Below are 21,926 nucleotides of genomic sequence, written 5' to 3'. Positions count from 1 at the left end.
TTTTTTGATTAATAATAAATTGATTGATAAAATCAAATTTATTGTTCTAATGCTAAGTCTACCTTAATGATTTTTGTAATTTTGATAAATTAAGTAAAAACGAAATTAGTTGGAATGAGAAAATTTACTCTACTAATCTTTATTTGTCTTGTTCAATTCTCTTTTGCACAACGTAAAGGATATTGGCAACAAAAAGTAGATTATAAAATGGAAATTGATATGAAAGAATCATCATATCAATACGATGGAAAGATGAAGTTGAAATATACTAATAATTCAGGTCAAAGCTTGAATAAGGTTTATTTCCATTTATATTTTAATGCTTTTCAACCAGGAAGTATGATGGATTATAGATTAAGAAATATTTCTGATCCAGATAAAAGAATGGTAACAAATATAGGAACTAAAGAAAATCCTAAATTGATTAGCCGTATTACTGAATTGAAACCAGATCAAATTGGTTATCAAAAAATAACATCTTTAAAACAAAATGGTACAGATGTAAATTATAAAGTAGATGGAACTATTTTAGAAGTTACATTGGCTAAACCTATAAAAAGTGGTAAAACTGCAATATTTGATATGGTTTGGAATGCTCAAGTACCCGAACAAATTCGCCGTTCTGGAAGAAATTCAAAAGATGGTGTAGAGTTTTCTATGGCTCAATGGTATCCAAAAATGGCTGAATTCGATCCAGAAGGATGGCATTTAGATGAATATGTTGGAAGAGAGTTTTTTGCTCCTTTTGGTAATTTTGATGTAACAATTAATATTAACAAAGATTATGTCATTGGTGCATCTGGACAATTACAAAATCCAAATAATGTAAAAGGATATGTAACTAACCCAACAATTAAAGAAAATAACGGAAAAGTATCTTGGAATTTTAAAGCAACAAACATTCATGATTTTGTTTTTGCAGCAGATAAAAACTTTGTTGTAGATCATGGAAAATCTAAACATGGTGTAGATATTTATTTAGTATACAAAAATGATAAATCAGGATCTTCGTGGAAAGAAGCGATGCCTTATGCCTTAGGATTCTTTGATTATAATTCTGAACATTTTGGAGAATATCCTTGGAAAACTTATTCTATTATTGAAGGAGGAGACGGAGGAATGGAATATGGTACTGCAACTTTAATCTCTGGTAATAGAAATTTAGAAAGCTTAGTTGGTACTATTTTTCACGAAGCTGCACATTCTTGGTATCAACAATTATTTGGAATTAATGAAACCTACAATGAATGGTTTGATGAAGGTTTTACATCGTATGTAGAACAAATGGCTCTTTTAAATGTTTATGAAAAATTAAAAGTTATTCCATCTAATCCAAATCCTGATGCTTACAGAGGATACATCGCTTTGGCTTTATCAGGGAAAGAAGAACCAGCAAGTTTACTAGCAGATTATTATAATACGAACTATGGTTATTCTTTAGAAGCTTACTATAAAGGGCAAGTTTTAGCAATACAATTGGGCTATATTATAGGGAATGAAAACTTAGAAAAAACATTCTTAAAGTTTTATGATATCTGGAAATTTAAACACCCTTCAGGAAATGATTTTAAACGTGTTGCAGAAGAAGTTTCTGGTATTAATTTAAAATGGTATTTCAATTTATTTTTAAATACAACAAGAAAAATTGATTACGCTGTAGATAATGTTTCAAATAATACTGTAACGATTGCAAATAAATCTGATTTTGCAATGCCTATAGATGTATTAGTTGAATATACTGATGGAACAAAAGAATTATTTTATATTCCATTAAGAGAGATGAGAGGTGAAAAACCTGCTGAAAACTTAGTAGAATATCAAGGTGCTAAAAGAACAGTTTTAGAAGATTGGTTTTGGACAAAGCCAACTTATGATTTTAAAGTATCTAAAGATATAAAAGAAGTTAGTATTGATCCAACAAAACGTTTGGCAGATGTTAACCCAGAAAATAACGTATTTACAAAATAATGTTACTAGCAGTAAATATAGGAAATACAAATATTCGTTTCGCTGTTTTTAAAAGCGAAACGGATATTATAACTTGGACTATTAATACTAAACCTTACCGTACAGAATATGAATTATACGCTAAGTTTTCAAATATGTACAAACCATTTGGTATTGATAAAAAAGAAATTACTGGAATTGTAATAGGTTCGGTTGTTCCTCCATTAACAATTAGTGTAAAAATAGCTTTACAAAAAATACATAAGCTAAAAGCAATGATTGTTGATCGTAATACGCCTTCAGAGGTTATACGATCATCTAACCAAATGGGAACAGATCTTTACGCAAATGCAGTAGCAGCACATTATAAAGGAGTTCCTGGTAAAAAAATTGTCATTGATTTTGGTACAGCTCTTACTTTTTTAGGTCTAGATGAAACAGGAAAAGTAACAGGAGTTGTTATTGCTCCTGGTATTATTACAGCTCTTAATTCCTTAGTAGGAAATACAGCTCAATTACCAACTATCGAACTTAAAGCACCAGAGAATGTACTCGGACGTGATACAGAATCTTGTATGCAATCAGGAGTTGTATATGGATTTTTGAGTATGGTTGAAGGAATGATTGATCGAATAAATAAAGAAGTAGGTGAAGAATGTCTTGTTATTTCTACAGGTGGTGTTGGAGGGATTTATAAACCTTTAACAGACAAGATAGATATCGATGATCGTTTACATACAATAAAAGGTTTAAGGATACTTTATGAATTAAATAAGGATACAATAAACTAGATAAATAAAAAAAGAGACTATTATAGTCTCTTTTTTTTATTTTATTTAAAACTTATTTTTTAGCACGACATAATTTTAAAATTGTTTTTGAATTAAAGACGATGATTGCTAAGAATATGAGTAGATATCCTATTGACTGAAGAAAAGAAACTTTTTCATGGTAATAAAATATTGCTAGTAAAAAGTTTGTAATAGGATTAAGATAAATTAAAATACCAACTGTAGATGAATCAATTCCTTTCAATGCAAAATTATTAAGAAACATAGGAATAATTGTAAATAAAATGACAATCATAAGAATACATTGGTAAAAAATGGTTTCAGTAGGAATTTCTCCTAAAAAAACGAAAGCGAAAGGTAACATGATAAGAGATACAACAAATAATTGTGTCATTAACAAATTAAAACTATCAAACATATTTAAACTTCTTTGAATGATAATATACAGTGCAAAACTTGTTGCTACGATTAAACTATACATTAAGTCTACAAAATGGCCAATTGATAAAATAATACAAGCGATAAAACTTATAATTATTGCAATCCATTTTACTTTGGTTAAATGATCATGTAATAGTATAAATGATAGTAAAGTTGTGATAATTGGACATACAAGATAAGAAAGTGAAGCAGCTTGTACACTAATATTATTCATTACAATAATATATGATAACCAATTTGTCATTAAAATTAAAGAACCACCAATAACTAAACTAATCAGTCTTTTCTTCTTCTTTTTTTCTAAAGAAGAAAATAATTTCCAATCTTTTTTTATTTTATTTTGCCTAAAACATACATTAATAGTTACTAGAAATAGAACTGAAATGTATAGTCTGAAAAATAAAATATCTAATGGAGGATAAGTTGCAATAGGTCTTAGTCCAAAACTAAAAAATCCCCATAAGAGGAAAGTAACAATAGCAGCAAAAATATATTTTGATTGATTCATAGAATAGTTGTCAATTTATACAAATGTATTAAATCTACTATTTTTTATTGATTATTTTTGTTTTTTAAATTTGATACAAAAATGGAGAATCTTTTTACAGATGATTATTATATGAGAATAGCTTTGAATGAAGCAAGAAATGCTTTTGATAGAGATGAAATTCCTGTAGGAGCAATTATTGTATCAAATAATAAAATTATAGCAAAAGCACATAATCTTACAGAAACTTTGACGGATGTTACTGCACATGCAGAAATGCAGGCAATAACTTCTGCAGCTAATTATCTTGGAGGTAAATATTTACAAAATTGTACACTTTATGTTACTTTAGAACCATGTATAATGTGTGGAGGAGCTTTGTATTGGAGTCAAATATCTAAAGTTGTTTATGGTGCATCTGATGATAAAAGAGGTTTCAAAAATAAACTTGGAAATCTACACCCAAAAACTGAAATTATATCAGGTATTTTAGAAGATGAATGTAGTTTATTAATGAAAGAGTTTTTTTTGAATAAGCGCTAAATAGAACTTAAAATAGCTAAAACATCATCAAAATTTTCTATATAAGCCATGTGTCCACTTTTATTAGTGAATAGGTGAATATTAGGAGAGTTTGGAATTAATGTTAATAATAATTCAGGATTTACGGTTTCATCATTTTCTCCAATAATAATATATATTTCTCCTTTAAAATCATATAATATAGATGAACGATCAGGTCTTTCTCTCATTCCTTTTAGCGCAGCACAAACTCCATTAATAGGTGTTTTTAGAGCAATATCTTTAATAAATTCAATACTATCTCTAAATTTTTCACGATGATGTGCAGCAAATAAACTAGGGATACTTACAGTTACTAAACCTTTTAAATTTTCTTGAGCAGTTTTACATGCTTTTAATCTCTGATTTTTCTTAGTCTCGTCATCAGGTAAAGTAGATGAGTTTATTAAAACAATATTTTCAACTCTATTTGGATACAACTCTGCAATTGCACAAGTTACATATCCTCCCATAGAGTGACCAATAAAAGTAGCCTTATCAATTTTCAAATCATTTAGTACTTCAATAACGTCATCAGCTATTTCTTCCATTGTATTTATATCACGAGTTGTATCAGATTTTCCATGTCCAGGTAAATCAATTGTGATGACTTGATAATAGTTTCTTAATTTATCAACAAGTGAATCCCAAATTTTTATACTTTCTAAAAATCCATGTAAGAAAACTAATGTTTTCCCTTTTCCAGTAATTTCGTGATTTAACATACAGTTTGGTTCTAAATTTGTTTTATGTTATATACAAATTTAGAACAATGAAGAGATATAACACTATTATTGTTCTTATAATAGCTTTTATTTCAATTTTTATTTTTTTAATAAAAAATAATGAAACAGATGAAAAACCAGAAAATAAACCTATAGTTCATAATCGTATAAATTATCCTCAAACTATTGAAAACGGTACAGAACTTAAGCTTAAAAATGGAAAAGGAAGTTTCAATTTATTTAAAGAAGCTAAACAAGAACAAAGATATTATTTTAGAAACAATTCATGTAATGATGTTTCTATACAAATTGTACCCGCAACAGATACAGCTAATATTCGAATAAATAATATAATTTCTCCTAGTAAGAATACAGATGGACCATTTGGAAGAAATATAGATTATGGTTTATCTGAAAATGGCGTTTATGAAATTGTTATTGGTGAAAGTTTAATGAAAGGTTATCCTTTTCAAGGAAATTATACATTGAATGTACAATTAAAATAATTACATTTACACTATATTTTTTCCCAATTATGAAAAGAATTTTTATTGCCTTTATTATATTAATAACTTTATTTAGCTGCGAAAATAAATCGACACCAACTATCTATCCTAGTAAAATAGGTGTTGATCCAGCGTATGCTAATTTAGTGAAAAAAGATAAGCCAATAGAAAGCATTGATTTAAGTGAGAAAAAACTTAAAAATAAAAAGGTTGTAAAAGTTTCTAAAACTAATACTGTAAAACCTCTAGAAAATATAGATAAAATAGTTGCTTTGAGTGCAGATAATACGACAGATGTTTTAACCGTTAGTTATGGTAAAGCATCTAAAGAAATTACTAAAAATGCTGCTCAAACAAATACTTTTACATTTAATTCTGATTCAGCTAAGAAAGTTTGGATAAAAATTTCTGCTCAAGATACTTTAGCTAATATTCGAATTAATGAGGTAAAAGGACCTATTGATTCTATTCATGGAGGTCCTTTTGGTAAAGAAACTATTTTTGTTTTACCTTCTCGTGGAGTTTATCAATTTTCAATTTCAGAAAAACCTACAAATCCAAAACCATATGCTGGGAAATATAAGGTTGAATTGAAATTATTATGGAAATAATTACTCTTTATTTTTAGAATCAATAAATAGTGTTACTGGGCCATCATTTATTAATTCAACTTTCATATCTGCACCGAAAATTCCTTTTTGTACAGACTTGAAAGCTTTTTCTATTACAGTTAAGAATTCATTATATTGTTCTATAGCTAAATCAGGCTTAGATGCCTTGATATAAGAAGGTCGATTTCCTTTTTTTATAGCAGCATGTAGTGTGAATTGAGATACAACAAGAATATCTCCGTTTGTTTGTTGCACATCAAGATTCATTACATTATTTTCATCATTGAAAATTCTTAATTGTATGACTTTTTTAGCAATCCATTCATAATCTTCAATAGTATCTTCTGGTTCAAAACCAACAAGGAGAAGAAGACCATTATTGATTTTTCCTGTGATCTTATGATCTACAGTTACAGATGCTTTTTTTACTCGTTGTAAAATAATACGCATATTTTTTATTTGATTTTGTTGAAACTAATTATTTTTTTTCAAATATCTTTAATTATCATCTTATTATTTTACACAATTTTATTCTTATTTGAGAATGTTATATCCCGAAAAAAAATACTTTTTTTTTAGAATTATTTTTCGGGATATTTTTTATTATTAATAACCCGGGTTTTGTTTAATATAGCTATTAATTTTTATAGCGTTCAATGGAATAGGCGCTACAAATTTATTATTAGGATAAGCTAAACTACAAGTTGTAGAAATACATCCACTTTCTCTAGTTATACCTTTATGATTTCTCATTAAATCAAAAAAGAATTTATTTTCGAATATAAATTCTTTTCTTTTTTCAGTTAAAATATCATCTAATGAAATTGTTGTAAGATTATTTAATCCAGCTCTATTTCGTATAGAATTAATATCAGCTAAAGCATTAGTAGTATTTCCTGATTTAAAAGCTGCTTCTGCACGAATAAAATATAATTCAGATAATCTATAAACTAACCCTGTTATATTTGTATCATATTTTTTAGTAAAATGATAATCTTTCATAAATATAGTACTACCTTCTTTTGTTTGAATAGAAGTAGTTTTAATTAAATTTAATCTTTGATCATTACTATCAAAAAGTTGAAAAACATTGTCTGGAATAACATAACTTGAATATCCAGTTTTAGGACTATAAAAGTTTTTTATATATGATTCGTTTTCATTTGTATTAGCTATTTCAAAAATACTTTCGTTAACAGCAAAGTTCTGAGTATAATCATTCGTTTCTGATAATTTAATTCCAGAGTTATCTATAACATCTGTAGCTAATGAAATCGCTTTTGTATAATCTTCTTTATCTAAAGCAATGATTGCTGCTAATGTTTTTGCAGCATTTTTGTTCATAAAATTTTTTGTACTCCCGACAGGAATGGCATTAGAATCTTGGTATAATGATAAAGCTTTATTTAAATCATTTTCTAATAAAGTGTAACACTCATTTACTGTATTTCTCGCAGGATAATCAACACCAACGACTAGTGTTCTTGTATTGTATACTATTCCAGGATGATTAGCATCAGATGTATAGGTATAATTTTGAGCATAAAATCGTAATAATTGATAATGAATAAATGCTCTGAGTCCATAAGCTTCTGCTAAAACAGAATTTTTTTCTTGATCATTTATATCACTTGCTTTGTCAATATTTTCTATGATTAGATTTATATTATTAATTATTTGATAATTATTAGTATAACTTTGTGCTAGATCTGAAGAATTTGAATCATCTATAAAATTGTATAATAATTCTACTGCTGAAGGAACATTTATAGTACCTTGAGAAGTTCCGGAGCTATTAGGAGAGAAGGTTAAATTTCCTGATAATAAATCTCCATAAGTGTATGTACTTATAGTGAAAATTGAAGATCTAGTATTATAATATGCACCATTTAAAGCTTTTAATACACCTTCTTTTGTTGAGAACTGATCGTTAATAGAAATTTGTTCGACAGGTTCTTTTTCTAGAAAATCACTACAAGAAGTTAATCCTAAGATGAATATTATTGTAATAATAAATTTTTTCATGTTTACTTTTTTAAAAATTGACTCTGAATCCCATACTATATGTTCTCATTTCTGGGTAGATATAATTAAACTCTCTAATTCCATTTTGTCCTTTAGGAGATTTTTCCTTGTACCAATACCAAACATTAGATATGTCGGCAAAAATACTAGCCCCATCAATAAATGATGTTCCCTTTTTTATTGGTAATTGGTAAGCTAGATTTACATTTTGTAGCTTAATATATGTGTTGTCATAAAGATATTTACTACTATTTGCTACAATTCTGTTTTTCGATGTAGCTATATGATTCTGAGCATTTGTATCATTACTTCCAGTCCAATAATTTAATGCATTAACACTCATATTACGATTCGTTAAAATTCTATATTGATCAATTAATTCGGGAGTGATAAGAACATCGCCTCCAATTTGATAATTGAATAAAGCTGAAAAACTAAAATTTCCTAGTTGAATAGAGTTCATAAAACCTCCAATTGCATCTGGTTGAGAATTACCTATAATTGAATAAGTGTTATCTGTAGGAGTGAATTTATCGGAGTCTAAAATTTCACCATTAACTTTATAACGATCTAAACCATTTTCTGGATTTACTCCCATCCATTCATATCCCCAAATAGCAGATGTAGATACACCTACTTTTTGTGCTCTAGCTAATGCAGCTGTAGAGTAATCATCACCAAATCCTATCAAACTTGTAACTCGGTTTTTAACTGTACTTATATTGAATAGAGTATTCCATTTAAAATTTTTATTTTTAAACCAATAAACTTTAATAGAAGCTTCAACACCTTGATTATACATTGATGCACCATTAATTTCAGCAGAAGAATAACCCGTTTCTAGCGGAACATCTCTACTAATAATCATATCTGAGATGTTATTTCTATATAGTTCTAATGTAAAATCAACACGACCAGATAGATTAAGATCTAATCCAATATTAAATTTTTCATTTTTTACCCAGCTTAATTTTTTATTTGGAGGAGAGCTTGTATCAGGATAAGAATAGTCATAGCCATAAGTAAAACCATTTTGATAAACATTATATAAACCAGCTGACCTGTATGAACCTATTCTTGAATTACCTGTTATCCCCCAAGAAGCACGAAGTTTTAAAAGTTGTATTATAGAATTATTTTTTAAAAAATTTTCATTGGAAATAAGCCAAGCAAATCCGGCTCCACCATTAGTTGCAACTGCTCTATCTTTACCAAATGAAGAACTTTCATCTCTACGAATACTACCTGTAAAAAAATATTTACTTTTATAGTTATAGTTTAATTGAGCAAATGTACTTCTTCCTGCTTCTTCTAATGTTAAAGTTCTTAAAGTATAACTTGTTCCTTCCCAAGGTTTCATTGCTATTGTAGATTTCCCATATCCAGTTCCGATATGATTTGATTTTAAATCTTTAGTAGATCTAAGTTCAAGACCTAATAAAGCATCTACATGATGGTTTCTAAAATCTTTATTATATAAAGCATGTGCACTCCAATTCCATTTAGTTCCCTCAGACTTACTTATTCTACTTCGCCCAGCAACACTACTAGCACTTTCGTTAAGAGGTGATTGCCAACTGTTATTAGATTTATAGGAATAATCAATCCCGAATAGAGAACTAATTTTAATATCTTTGTGAACCTGATACTCTAAATTTAAACTACTTATTAAAGAGTTGTTTTTTGTGTAAATTTTATTTTGTGTTGCAGCTGCTAAAGGATTTGCAATACCATTAGTACCAGTATTTCTAAAATTTCCATTTTCGTCATAAATATCGAAAGTAGGAGCTAAGATAAAATTAAAATAAGTATTAGGGCTATTTTTGTAAAAATTGTTATATGCTGCATATAAATTAGCTTTAAATTTATATGCAGTATAACCTAAATTCAAATCGATTCCTTTTTTTTCTAAATAATTATAAATTTTAGACTCATTGTTTTTAGAATAGTCAACACCTAATCGATAAGTAATATGATTAGATCCTCCACTCATTCCAAAATTGGTTTTGAAATAATCACTATTTCTATTCATTACATCAAACCAATCTACATCAACTCCATTCCATGAATAACCTGTTGAAGATCCATTATTAATATTATAATCATTACGAAGTTGAGCGTATTGTTCTCCATTTAAGTATTTTATTTTGTTAATACTTGTAGAAACACCATACTGAGAGGAATAACTAAACTTAGGTTTACCTTTTTGACCTTTTTTTGTTGTGATTAAAATAACCCCATTTGCAGCGTCAGCACCATATAAGGCAACAGCAGCAGCATCTTTAAGAACAGTAATACTTTTTACATTATCTGTTGAAAGACGTGCTAAAGGATTAATATTCATTTCAGCATTAGTACCTCCATTAAAGAAGTTAGCGTTAAAAGCTCTATCTTCTCTAACGTAAACTCCATCAATAATAATTAATGGTTGATTTGATATTCCTGGAGTAGAAGTAATACTAACCATAGAACCTAACCCACGAATATTTATATCTACAGGTTTTCCAAGTTCAGAATTATTTACAATTTGTACACCTGGAACCAAACCTGAAATCATTTTGTCAATACTTTCAAAAGGCTGTGCAGTTATAATCTCATTTTCTGTTATAATACTCATAGAACCAACAACATCTTCTTTTTTTGCTGTTGTACCATAGGATGATGTAATTACAGATTCTGCTAAGTTAATTGTATCATTTTTGATTGTAGTTTTTTCCTGTGCCTTTATAGAAATGTAGGAGAAAAGTAATCCAATTATTATAAGTTTCTTTTTCATTTTTAATATTTTAATAAATGAGGAGATAGAATTTGATTCTTATTTTTATTTAGATTAGTTATAATTAGTGTGCGAAAGTAGTCATTTTTTAATAAATACTTAACAAATAATTAAAAAAGTATAATTTATTTTTAATAATTAATTTTTATAAACTTATTTGAAAATCAATTTCTAACATTTGTTTAAAATGTAGAATAAATAAAACTCCATATATTTGCTATAGTTTAAAGAAATAATCATGAAATTCAATACAAAAACAATACATGGAGGTCAACATCATGATCAATCAACAGGAGCAGTAATGACTCCAATTTATCAAACATCAACATTTGCACAAAAGTCACCAGGGAAGCATAATGGATATGAATATTCTCGAGGAGAAAACCCAACAAGATCTGCTTTAGAAAATGCATTAGCTTCTATAGAAGGAGGTGTTGCAGGTTTTGCATTCGGATCAGGATTAGCAGCAATTGATGGTGTATTGAAATTATTTAATCCAGGAGATGAAATTATTGCAATGGATGATTTATATGGAGGTTCTTATAGATTATTTACGCGTGTATATGCAAAATATGGATTAAAATTTCATTTTGTTGATATGACGAATATTGATGCTGTAGTTGAATTAATTAATGACAACACAAAAATGGTTTGGATAGAAACACCTACTAATCCATTGATGAAAGTTGTTGATATAAAAGCTGTAAATGATGCTGTAAAAGCTAAAAAATCTGATTTATTAGTCGCAGTAGATAATACTTTTGCATCACCTTATTTACAACGTCCAATCGAATTAGGAGCTGATATTGTAATGCATTCTGCTACAAAATATTTAGGAGGACATTCTGATTTAGTTGCTGGAGCAATTGTTGTTAATTCTGAAGAATTAGCAAAAGATGTTCATTTTAATTTATTTGCTACAGGAGGAATTTTAGGACCACAAGATTCTTATTTAGTATTGCGTGGAATCAAAACATTGGCTGTTCGTATGGATCGTCATTGCTCGAATGGAATGAAAGTTGCAAAATTTTTAGAAAATCATCCTAAAATTGCACATGTATATTACCCAGGTTTAGAAAATCATCCTCAGCATGAAATTGCTAAAAAACAAATGAAAGATTTTGGAGGAATGGTTACTTTCACATTAACATCTGGTAAAAAAGAAGATGCTTTTAAAATATTAGAAAACTTATCAGTATTTACTTTAGCAGAATCTTTAGGTGGAGTAGAATCTTTAGCAAATCATCCAGCTACAATGACACATGCATCTATTCCAGCAGAAAAACGTGCAGAAATTGGAATTACTGATGATTTAATTCGTTTATCTGTAGGTATTGAAGATATTGATGATTTATTAGAAGATTTAGAACAAGTTTTAAACTTGGTTTAATCTTTTATGAAGTTAAAAAAATAATTGAAAAGCTATATAGATATTATATTTATATAGCTTTTTTTACTTTTATCTGATGAAAATTATTATTCTATTTCTTTTATCGAATTTTTTATTTGCTCAAAAAAATGATACAATTAATTTGAATTTAGTTGAGGTTACAAATTATTCAAAATATAAAAAATTTCGACCAAAATTTCAAAAAGTTGAACAATTGAAAGATCATACCAATAGAGGTCTTACATTATTGTCAACCTTTCAATTACCTAAAGAAGGAGAAATAGAAATTTATGCTATAGAGATTTTGTTTGAGTCAAAAGAACTTTCTAAAAATTTGTGTAATGAATTCTATTATTTTTCACCAATTATTACAAAATCTGTTACAGATAAAGAGAATTTATTAAAAGAAAAATGGTTTGTCGTAGATAAAAATTATAACGGGAAATATATTTTTCCCGTTCATCTAAAAATAGATACAAGACAAGCTAAACATTATTTTATTGGATTTAAATCTAGTTATGAAAATCAATTTTGTTCAGAAGAAAATGGCTATTTTGATTTGATAGAAACAACTAAAAAATCTGAAGTTTATCTGCACTTTAATCAAGATAATTCAACCTTTCAAAAGCAACAGCTTTTTGGTAATTATTCACTTAATTATATCATCTATTATCAGAAAAAATAAACAAAACATATATTAATTAAAAAATTTATAGAAATTAAAAATTGACTTTTTATTTATTCCTAAAAATCAATAATAATTATTCTTAAGTTTTTTATTACATTTGCTTTAGGAAAAAATATAATTACGTAACGAAATCGCATATAATGGCTATAAAAACATTTAGAGAAGTAATCGCGGAGGCAATGAGTGAAGAAATGCGTCGTGATGAATCTATTTATTTGATTGGAGAAGAAGTAGCAGAATACAATGGAGCTTACAAAGCATCTAAAGGAATGTTAGATGAATTTGGTGCAAAAAGAATCATTGATTCACCAATTGCAGAAGCTGGTTTTTCTGGTATAGCAATTGGATCTACAATGACAGGATGTCGTCCAATCGTAGAATATATGACATTTAATTTCTCATTAGTTTCTATTGATCAAATTATCAATAACGCAGCTAAGATTTACCAAATGTCAGGTGGACAATTTAACTGTCCTATCGTGTTTAGAGGGCCTACTGCTTCTGCAGGTCAATTAGGTGCTACACACTCACAAGCTTTTGAAAATTGGTATGCAAATGTACCAGGTCTTAAAGTTATTGTACCATCAAATCCTTATGATGCAAAAGGATTATTAAAATCAGCAATTAGAGATAATGACCCAGTTATTTTCATGGAATCAGAACAGATGTATGGAGATAAAATGGAAATGCCAGATGAAGAATACACAATCGAAATTGGTAAAGCTGAAATTAAAAGAGAAGGTACTGATGTTACTTTAGTTTCTTTCGGAAAAATCATCAAACAAGCTTATATTGCTGCTGATGAATTAGCAAAAGAAGGAATTAGTGTAGAAGTAATTGATTTAAGAACTGTTCGTCCATTAGATTACGATACAATTTTCAAATCTGTTAAGAAAACAAATCGTTTAGTAGTATTAGAAGAAGCTTGGCCTTTTGCTTCTGTTGCTTCTGAAATTACTTACATGGTACAACAAAAAGCATTTGATTATTTAGATGCTCCAGTAAAACGTATCACAACTAAAGATACATCTGCTCCTTATGCACCAAACTTATATGCTGAATGGATTCCTGATGCAAAAGATGTTATAGAAGCTGTAAAAGCAGTAATGTATAAATAATGTAAAATTATTATTATCTTTTTTATATTTGTAAAGTCTAGCATTTTATATTGTTAGACTTTATTTTTTTAGACTAAACTTAATTCTATGAGGTACTACATAACTATATTGTTATTTATTTTATGTGTGTTAATAAATGCTCAAGTTAAAATCCAAGGAAAAGTAATTGATGCTGAAACTTTGGAGCCTATAGCTTATGCTGATATACGTTTACCTGAATTAAAAATAAATGCAACCTCTAATTCAGATGGTACTTTTTATATTGAATCAGCTGTTAACACAGATAAATTAACGATTTCCAAAAATGGTTATGAATTCTCAAATTATGTTATAGAAAAGAAAATAGATTATAGTTTTGTTGCTCAATTATTTCCTAGTGAAGATGATAAAAATAATAATCCAACAGAAACTGTTGATCTTCAGACAGCTGTAGTTTCTTCAAAAAAGAAAGTTCGCTTAAAAAAGAAAGAGAATCCAGCTTATGCAATTTTACGTGAAGTCTGGAAACGTAAAAAGAAGAATGGATTAAAACTTGTGCCACATTATCAATACGATGAATATGAGAAATTACAATTTGATATAAGCAATATTGATTCAACTTTTATGAAACGTAAATTATTCAAAGGAATGGAGTTTATTTTTGATAAAGTTGATACATCTTCTATTAACGGAAAAACTTTTCTTCCTGCCTTTTTAAATGAATCTCTTTATAAAGTAGCAGGAATAAACAAACCAAGTACAAAAGAAAGAAGAGAATTAATCGCAAATAAAACATCGGGTTTCGAAAATAATGAAGTTGTTGCTTCTGTTGTTAAAAATATATTTAGAGATATAGATATTTATGACAATCGTGTTAATATATTGGATATAAAATTTGTTAGCCCAATAGCTAGTGATGGTTTCTCTGTTTATGATTATGAATTGAAAGATACAGTTGACATAGATGGAGTTGAATCTTATAGAATTAAGTATTATCCACGTAGAAATGGTGAATTGACTTTTAAAGGAGATTTATATATATCAAAGGCTAATTATGCTGTTAAAGAAGTTGTTATGGAAACGACAAAAGATATCAATGTAAATTTTGTTCGTAATGTCTTTATGGATTTAGAATTCGATATTCCCAATGATTCTGTTTTTTACCCTCGAAAGGAATATGCAATGCTTGATATGACTTTAATAAGTAAGAAAGAAAACTCTAAGGGGATTTTTGCTCATAAAACAGTTAATTATTATAATTACGATTTTGATACAGATCATCCAGAAAAATATTATTACGAAAGGATTGATCCGTCTAAAACATCAATAAATAATCAATCTGATGAATTTTGGACAGAAAATCGTCCTGAAGCACTTACAAAAAATCAAGAAGGAATTTATACAACATTAGAAGAGTTAAACAAAGTACCAAAATTTAATCGAATTGTAAAAGGTATTGAAGTTTTAGGATCAGGTTATTATAATATATGGAATTCTATTGATATTGGTAATTTGTATTCATCTTTTGGTTACAATCAAATAGAAGGTGTGAGATTAAGAGCAGGAGCTAGGACATATTTTTCTCAAAATGATATGTGGAGAGCTCAAGGATTTGTTGCTTATGGATTTAAAGATGATAAATTCAAATATGGAGGAGATTTCCGTTACATGTTCAATAAATATAATCGCTTTCAAGTTGGTATAGGAACAAAGAGAGATGTAGAACAACTTGCAGCGACTTTAACATCTTCCGATGGTATAATGACACGTAGTTTTGCTTCATCTTCTATAATTAATCAGGGGAATAATACATATTTAAGTAATAATAATTTAACTAATGTATATACATCTATAGAGCCATGGAAAAATGTGGTGTTTAGAGTTGATGGTAACTATCAATATATAAAACCAGCTGATAGCGAACATTTTTCTATAGCTTATGAAAAAGATGGACAAGTAAAAGAAAATTTGACAAACTCTAGTTTAAGTGTTTCGATTATCGCAAGACCAAAAGCTAAGTATACACAATATGGATTGGATAGATTTGAGTTAACAACGCTTGCACCTACAATTATGCTGAGATATACAAGAGGTTTAAAAGGTGTTATTAATTCTGATTTTGAATATGATAAATTACAATTTTTATATACTCAACCAATTTTAATAGGTTCTTTTGGTAGAACATTAATAACTGTAGAAGCAGGTAAAACATTTCAAGCAGTTCCATTATCTTTGTTGAGTGCAATTCCAGGTAATGAAAGTTATGGTCAAGTTTATGGAACATTTTCTCAAGTAGATTACTATGAGTTTGTAACTGATCAATATGCAACAATGAATTGGGAACATCATTTTAATGGATGGATTTTAAATAAAATTCCATTAGTTAAAAAATTAAAATTGAGAGAGGTTGGTTTCTTGAGAGGTGCTTACGGAGATTTATCTGATAAAAGTATCGCAATGAATCATTCTACAATAAATTATTTTACTCCAAACAAACAAATCTATTACGAATATGGATTTGGAATAGAAAATATAGGATATGGTAATATAAGACCAATTCGTGTAGATTTTAACTGGAGAGGTAATTATAATGATATCCCAGGAGCTCGAAAATTTGGAGTAACTGTTGGATTGAATTGGAAATTTTAAAAATAAAAAAAGAATATTAAATTAAATACGTAGTTAAAAATGACTTTTGATGCAATTATAGAAATCCCAAGAGGATCTCGCAACAAGTACGAAATGGATCACGAAACAGGAAGAATTCGTTTTGATAGAGTATTATTCTCTCCAATGTTTTACCCTGCAGATTACGGTTTCGTAGAAAATACATTGGCATTAGACGGAGATCCTATTGATGTATTAGTTTTCTTAACTGAACCGACTGTACCTGGTTGTGTAATTGAAGTTAAAACGATTGGAGTTTTAAATATGTCTGATGATAAAGGTCGTGATGAAAAATTAATTTGTGTTCCTGTTGCTGATCCAACATGGAATCAATTAAATGATATCAACGATATGAATCCTCATACATTAAAAGCTGTTGAACATTTCTTTAAAACATATAAAGATTTAGAAAACAAAACTTGTATCGTAGAAGGATATGGTGATAAAGCTCAAGCTGAAAAATTATTACAAGAATCTAGAGATCGTTTTGTTCCTACTCACTAAGAATAAAAAGAATCTTACATAAAAAAATACCTTACGAATTTCGTAAGGTATTTTTTTATTATAAAAAGGTTTATTTTTTCTTTTTATATAACGGAACTGTACTACAAGCTTCACCAAACATTAATGAACTTACAATAGGTTGTAATCGTTCTATTAATTGAATATAAGCTGAATCAGGAACAGGTTTGTGTGAACAACCTTTTACAATTATTTTTCCATTTTCATATTCTTCATATGGTAAATGATCTACTATTTCTGTGTAAAGAATTTGATCCAAATCTTTCAGGCTTCCATGTACAATTCTTTTAGCAACAGGAGATAAATATGTAGTAACTAATAAATATGCCCAAGAAGGTACAATAGCATCAGCTGTACAAGTAATAGCAATATACTTATTTTCATATTGCGACCAATCATGGTTTTTTAAATTTTCACGAAAATCTTTTTCACGAAGGATTATTTCTTCGTATAACCAATCCTTAAGATCAAAAACAACGCGTTCTCCATCTGGATAATAATCTTGTAAATCAATTGTAATTAAGCCACTATTGGCAACTTTATTTATTATTTCGTCTGACATTTTCTTTATCTTTTGGATTAGTAAAATTACATAATAAAATTATGTGATAACTGTTCTGCTGATAGATTTCTCCTATCTTTGTAAGAAGAAAAATTATTTCCATTGAAATACTATATCATTGCAGGTGAAGCTTCGGGAGATTTACATGCCTCGAACTTGATGAAAGAATTAAAAAAGAAAGATGCACAAGCTGAATTCCGTTTCTGGGGAGGAGATTTGATGCAAGCACAAGGAGGAACTTTAGTAAAACACTATCGTGATTTAGCCTTTATGGGGTTTGCAGAAGTTGTAATGAACCTAAGAACAATTTTAGGTAATATTTCTGTGGCAAAAAAAGATATTGAGTCCTATCGACCAGATGCTGTTATTTTAGTTGATTATCCAGGTTTTAATTTACGAATTGCAGAATTTGTAAAAAAACTAGGTATCAAAGTTTATTATTATATTTCTCCACAAATATGGGCTTGGAAAACAGGACGTGTACATAAAATAAAAAAGGTTGTAGATAAAATGTTTGTTATTCTTCCATTTGAAGAAGAGTTTTATCAACGCTATGATTATAAAGTAGATTTTGTAGGAAATCCTTTATTAGATTCTCTAAATAACCTTCCCTCAATTGATGAAGGAAAATTTAGAAAAGATAATGGTTTAGATGATCGTCCAATAATTGCTATTTTACCAGGAAGTAGAACACAAGAGATAAAAGTGAAACTTCCATTAATGCTTTCTGTAGAAAAAGATTTTCCAGAATATCAATTTGTTGTAGCAGGGGCTCCTTCACAACCAATAGAAAATTATAAGAAAGTAATAGGCAATCATTTAAAAATTGTAGAAAATAAAACCTACGATTTATTACGAATTTCACACGCTGCTTTAGTGACATCTGGTACAGCTACATTAGAAACAGCTTTACTAAAAGTTCCAGAAGTTGTTTGTTATAAGGGAAATGCAATTTCTTATGAAATAGGAAAACGTGTTGTAAAAAATATCAGATTTATTTCTTTAGTTAATTTAATTATGGATAAAGAAGTTGTCAAAGAATTAATACAATACGATTTGACGTATGAGAATATAAAACACGAATTAAATTTAATATTGAATACACCGAAACGAGAACAAGTTTTGGAAGATTATGATCATCTTTATGATAAACTTGGAGGAGTAGGAGCTTCTGAGCGTACTGCAGATTTAATTGTAAAAGATTTATCAATATAGAAATTGAAAAAAATTATTTGAATCCTTCTAAAAATTTTAGAAGGATTTTTTTTGTTAAAAAAATATAGATAGAGCAACCTTTTTAAAAATCATACTCTTATCTATATAATAATTAAACAAACACCATGAAATTATTCAAAAAAATTAGCATTTTTGCTTTAGCAGGATTTTTAGGTTTAACAACTTTTAGTTGCTTAAACAATGATGATGAAGGTTCATTTACAAATTATGGTTTTTTAACAACAAATAGTGTTTCTGTAAATCAAGATTCTATTCAGCCAATTAATAAAACAACAAATATTAAAGTAAGTTATAATAAGACAAATTCTTGTCAGGAATTTGCACAGTTTAGTTTAATAAAACAAGTAAATGATTCTGTTCAATTAGTAGGCGTATTAGCTTCGCAAACAAGTTCACAAAGTTGTTTACCTACAACTTCTATTGAAACTAAAACGTTGAAATTTACACCAAAAGTTGCAAGAAAGTATACATTAAAATTTTGGACAGGTAAAGATTCAAATAACAAAGATTTATACAATGATTCAATTGTATTAGATATAAAAAGTAAATAAATTGATCTGAATTTGAATAATAATTCTCTTGAAAATTTAATAAAAGAGTGTCGAGCGCAAAATAGAAAAGCACAAGAAGAAATTTATCTTCAATACTCTTCTATTTTGTTCTCGACTTGTCTTCGTTATGCCGATAGTTATGAAGAAGCACAAGATAATTTTCAGGAAGGATTTGTACTTATTTTTAATAAAATAGATCAATTTAAATTTAAAGGTTCGTTTGAAGGTTGGATGATAAGAATTATGATTAATCTTTCTTTAGGTAAAATGAAGAAGAGAAATCGAATTAGTTTTGAAGATTATGAAAATCATTTATCTATTGATGAATCTGATGATGATGTAGAGATTGAACAGAATTATAGTTATGATCAGCTATTAGAAGTGATACAATCTCTTTCTCCACAATATAGGCAGGTTTTTAATCTCTTTGTTTTTGAAGAATATTCCCATCAAGAAATAGCAGAATTATTGAATATCTCTGTAGGAACTTCAAAATCAAACTTATCTAAGGCACGAAAAATATTGAAATCTAAACTTTTAAAATCAGTTTTCGAAAATGAACAAATTTGATCAACATATTAAAGATAAACTTTCTCAACCTCATATTCCTCCACTTGATGCTTGGAAAAATATTGAGAAAGAATTAAATAAGAAAAAGAAAAAAAATAGAATAATTCCGTTATTATATTTTGTTGGATCTTCTGCTGCTTGTTTAGTAATTGGAATCTCTCTTTATTATTCAAACCAGTTAGATACTAATCAAAAAGAATTAATTCATCAATCGAATAAAATTGTAAAAAAAGATGCTTCAAAAAGAATAAAAAAATCAATTGATAAATCTGATTTGGATAATGAAAACTCCTTATTAATTAATCATTCTGATGTTGCTATTGTTTCTACAGAAAAAACCCTTGATTATAATAAGAAAATTATTAAAATTAAATCTGAAAATAGTTCAATTAATCAAATTTATTCTCATTCGGATGAATTTACTAATGAAAATAATTCATTAGTAAATCCTAATTTAGGATTTACTAATCAAAGAAATAAAGATTATGATTATCAAGAAAATAATTCTATAGAAAATAAAATATTATCTGAAAATGACAATCAAAATGATTTAATAAAACAAGAAAAATCATTAGAGCTTGTTTTGAAAGAAGAAGAGAAAAAACAAAATGAAAAAATAACGATAAAATCTTCACCTATATTAGCTGTTTCTTCTTATGTTAATCCTATGAAAATGTTAGGCAATAAGTCGATTTTATCAGATGAGTTTAATGATTTATCAGTTAAAAATAATACAACAATAGCTTATGGAGCTAAAGTGTCTATACGATTAAATGAAAGAATAAATATACGTTCTGGAATTTCTAAAATAGATTTAGAACAATCTACAGATAATGTGAATTATGGAAGAAATTCTGTTGATTATTTATTAAGTAGTTCTTCCTCAAGTCAGAATTTTAATTACCATAATAATATTAAATATAACAATAATGTTCGTGTTCTTTCTACAAATTATGAGTTGAATGAATTAACATCTTCACTAAATTCAACTCAATTAGAGCAAAAAATTAGTTTTTTAGAAATTCCTTTAGAATTAGAATATAAATTGGGAATGTTTAAAAAAATAAATTTATTAGGAACAGTAGGAGGAAGTTATTATGTTGTAACTAAAAATTCAATATCTGTAAATGATAATAATAGAGTACAATATAAAATAGGAACAGCAGCAAATTTAAATAACTCAAGTTATAGTGCTAATTTAGGACTTAAACTACAGTACTTACTGTCAGAAAAAGCAAGTATTGATTTAGAGCCTAACTATCGTTATATGATTAATCCACTACAAAATGTAGATAATAAAAATCCTTCTCTGTTAGGAATTAATATGGGCTTTTCATTTAAATTTTAGTTCTAGAATTTCTGATTTAATTTATCTAAGTGATTTTTTAAAATAATAGGATGACAATGTTCAATATCTTTTTCAGCAAATACCAATGTTATTTTTTCTTGTTTTTTTAAACGAGTTAAAAATTCTTTTATACAATTGTTATGATTTAGTTCATTAGAATATTTTTGAGAAAACTCCTCCCATTTATTTGGATCGTGATTAAACCACTTTCTTAATTCTGTTGAAGGAGCTAGATCTTTGTTCCATTCATCAATATGAGCATTTTCTTTTGAAACACCTCTTGGCCATAGGCGATCAACTAAAACTCGATAACCATCCTCTGGATTTGTAGTGTCATAAATCCTTTTTAAACTAATAATTTGATTTGTATTCATTTATAATTATTTAAAACCTATTCACTTCAAGAGAATACTTTATATTTTATG

General features: G+C 27.8%; 21 protein-coding genes. 14 read left to right on the top strand and 7 right to left on the bottom strand.

Annotated elements, in window-relative coordinates:
• Positions 1-114: 114 nt before the first annotated feature.
• Positions 115-1,968: a M1 family metallopeptidase gene (locus tag RT575_RS13920; RefSeq protein WP_313581648.1), complete on the top strand. Its 1,854-nt coding sequence runs from the start codon at positions 115-117 to the stop codon at positions 1,966-1,968.
• Positions 1,968-2,738: a type III pantothenate kinase gene (locus RT575_RS13915; RefSeq protein ID WP_409515958.1), complete on the top strand. Its 771-nt coding sequence runs from the start codon at positions 1,968-1,970 to the stop codon at positions 2,736-2,738. Before RT575_RS13920 ends, RT575_RS13915 begins: the two co-directional genes overlap by 1 nt.
• A gap of 52 nt (positions 2,739-2,790) precedes the next feature.
• Here the strand turns inward: RT575_RS13915 and RT575_RS13910 are convergent, their stop codons facing one another.
• Entirely contained in the window at positions 2,791-3,687 is an 897-nt protein-coding gene (locus RT575_RS13910) for an EamA family transporter (RefSeq protein WP_313383288.1), read from the bottom strand.
• 81 nt (positions 3,688-3,768) lie between these two features.
• On the opposite strand from RT575_RS13910, the gene RT575_RS13905 reads away from it, so the two are divergent.
• Complete coding sequence (locus RT575_RS13905) at positions 3,769-4,209, top strand: nucleoside deaminase (protein WP_313581646.1); 441 nt, start codon at positions 3,769-3,771, stop codon at positions 4,207-4,209.
• Here the strand turns inward: RT575_RS13905 and RT575_RS13900 are convergent.
• A complete protein-coding gene (locus RT575_RS13900) occupies positions 4,206-4,952 on the bottom strand; it encodes an alpha/beta fold hydrolase (RefSeq protein ID WP_313581644.1) in 747 nt (248 codons plus the stop codon). The two genes, RT575_RS13905 and RT575_RS13900, sit on opposite strands and share 4 nt — an antisense overlap.
• A gap of 47 nt (positions 4,953-4,999) precedes the next feature.
• Between RT575_RS13900 and RT575_RS13895 the strand changes: the two genes are divergently transcribed.
• Both RT575_RS13895 and RT575_RS13890 read left to right on the top strand, forming a co-directional pair.
• Positions 5,000-5,458, top strand: coding sequence for a hypothetical protein (locus RT575_RS13895; protein WP_313581642.1), 459 nt, complete (start codon positions 5,000-5,002; stop codon positions 5,456-5,458).
• Positions 5,459-5,487: 29 nt separating this feature from the next.
• A complete protein-coding gene (locus RT575_RS13890) occupies positions 5,488-6,069 on the top strand; it encodes a hypothetical protein (protein ID WP_313581640.1) in 582 nt (193 codons plus the stop codon).
• Here the strand turns inward: RT575_RS13890 and dtd are convergent, their stop codons facing one another.
• From dtd to RT575_RS13875, 3 genes are all read right to left on the bottom strand, one after another.
• Entirely contained in the window at positions 6,070-6,519 is a 450-nt protein-coding gene (dtd, locus tag RT575_RS13885) for a D-aminoacyl-tRNA deacylase (RefSeq protein ID WP_313383296.1), read from the bottom strand.
• Positions 6,520-6,675: 156 nt separating this feature from the next.
• Entirely contained in the window at positions 6,676-8,094 is a 1,419-nt protein-coding gene (locus tag RT575_RS13880; protein WP_313581637.1) for a RagB/SusD family nutrient uptake outer membrane protein, read from the bottom strand.
• Between the two features lie 10 nt (positions 8,095-8,104).
• Positions 8,105-10,870, bottom strand: coding sequence for a SusC/RagA family TonB-linked outer membrane protein (locus tag RT575_RS13875; protein ID WP_313581635.1), 2,766 nt, complete (start codon positions 10,868-10,870; stop codon positions 8,105-8,107).
• Between the two features lie 238 nt (positions 10,871-11,108).
• Here RT575_RS13875 and RT575_RS13870 point away from each other — a divergent pair, with 238 nt between their 5' ends.
• The 5 genes from RT575_RS13870 to RT575_RS13850 all read left to right on the top strand — a co-directional run bounded on the left by RT575_RS13870 (position 11,109) and on the right by RT575_RS13850 (position 17,216).
• Positions 11,109-12,260 carry a cystathionine gamma-synthase gene (locus RT575_RS13870; protein WP_313581633.1) on the top strand — a complete coding sequence of 384 codons (1,152 nt, stop codon included), beginning with the start codon at positions 11,109-11,111 and terminating at the stop codon, positions 12,258-12,260.
• A 76-nt stretch (positions 12,261-12,336) separates the two neighbouring features.
• Positions 12,337-12,945 carry a hypothetical protein gene (locus RT575_RS13865; protein ID WP_313581632.1) on the top strand — a complete coding sequence of 203 codons (609 nt, stop codon included), beginning with the start codon at positions 12,337-12,339 and terminating at the stop codon, positions 12,943-12,945.
• A gap of 143 nt (positions 12,946-13,088) precedes the next feature.
• Positions 13,089-14,066, top strand: a complete 978-nt coding sequence (locus tag RT575_RS13860; RefSeq protein WP_313383304.1) for a pyruvate dehydrogenase complex E1 component subunit beta — start codon at positions 13,089-13,091, stop codon at positions 14,064-14,066.
• 87 nt (positions 14,067-14,153) lie between these two features.
• Positions 14,154-16,694: a DUF5686 family protein gene (locus RT575_RS13855; RefSeq protein ID WP_313581630.1), complete on the top strand. Its 2,541-nt coding sequence runs from the start codon at positions 14,154-14,156 to the stop codon at positions 16,692-16,694.
• Between the two features lie 39 nt (positions 16,695-16,733).
• Positions 16,734-17,216, top strand: a complete 483-nt coding sequence (locus tag RT575_RS13850) for an inorganic diphosphatase (protein WP_313375220.1) — start codon at positions 16,734-16,736, stop codon at positions 17,214-17,216.
• A gap of 70 nt (positions 17,217-17,286) precedes the next feature.
• Here RT575_RS13850 and RT575_RS13845 read toward each other — a convergent pair whose 3' ends face one another.
• On the bottom strand, positions 17,287-17,796 hold the full coding sequence (locus RT575_RS13845) for a DUF2480 family protein (protein WP_313383307.1): 510 nt from the start codon (positions 17,794-17,796) through the stop codon (positions 17,287-17,289).
• Between the two features lie 102 nt (positions 17,797-17,898).
• Between RT575_RS13845 and lpxB the strand changes: the two genes are divergently transcribed.
• The 4 genes from lpxB to RT575_RS13825 all read left to right on the top strand — a co-directional run bounded on the left by lpxB (position 17,899) and on the right by RT575_RS13825 (position 21,501).
• The gene (gene lpxB, locus RT575_RS13840; protein ID WP_313581627.1) at positions 17,899-19,011 is read left to right on the top strand and encodes a lipid-A-disaccharide synthase; all 1,113 of its coding nucleotides are present in this window, start codon (positions 17,899-17,901) and stop codon (positions 19,009-19,011) included.
• A 125-nt stretch (positions 19,012-19,136) separates the two neighbouring features.
• Positions 19,137-19,583 (top strand): hypothetical protein, encoded by a 447-nt coding sequence (locus tag RT575_RS13835; protein WP_313383310.1) that lies wholly within the window; start codon positions 19,137-19,139, stop codon positions 19,581-19,583.
• A 12-nt stretch (positions 19,584-19,595) separates the two neighbouring features.
• Positions 19,596-20,153: a sigma-70 family RNA polymerase sigma factor gene (locus RT575_RS13830; protein ID WP_313581624.1), complete on the top strand. Its 558-nt coding sequence runs from the start codon at positions 19,596-19,598 to the stop codon at positions 20,151-20,153.
• Positions 20,140-21,501, top strand: coding sequence for a hypothetical protein (locus RT575_RS13825; protein WP_313581622.1), 1,362 nt, complete (start codon positions 20,140-20,142; stop codon positions 21,499-21,501). The genes RT575_RS13830 and RT575_RS13825 overlap by 14 nt, the downstream gene beginning before the upstream one ends.
• Positions 21,502-21,503: 2 nt before the next feature.
• On the opposite strand, the gene RT575_RS13820 is transcribed toward RT575_RS13825, so the two are convergent.
• Positions 21,504-21,875, bottom strand: a complete 372-nt coding sequence (locus RT575_RS13820) for a DUF488 family protein (RefSeq protein ID WP_313581620.1) — start codon at positions 21,873-21,875, stop codon at positions 21,504-21,506.
• Positions 21,876-21,926: the final 51 nt, after the last annotated feature.

It is taken from the genome of Chishuiella sp. (assembly GCF_032109125.1).
In the GTDB taxonomy this organism is placed as follows: domain Bacteria; phylum Bacteroidota; class Bacteroidia; order Flavobacteriales; family Weeksellaceae; genus Empedobacter.
Note: the sequence above shows the minus strand (reverse complement) of the source record. Positions and strands in the feature narration are given on the sequence as shown.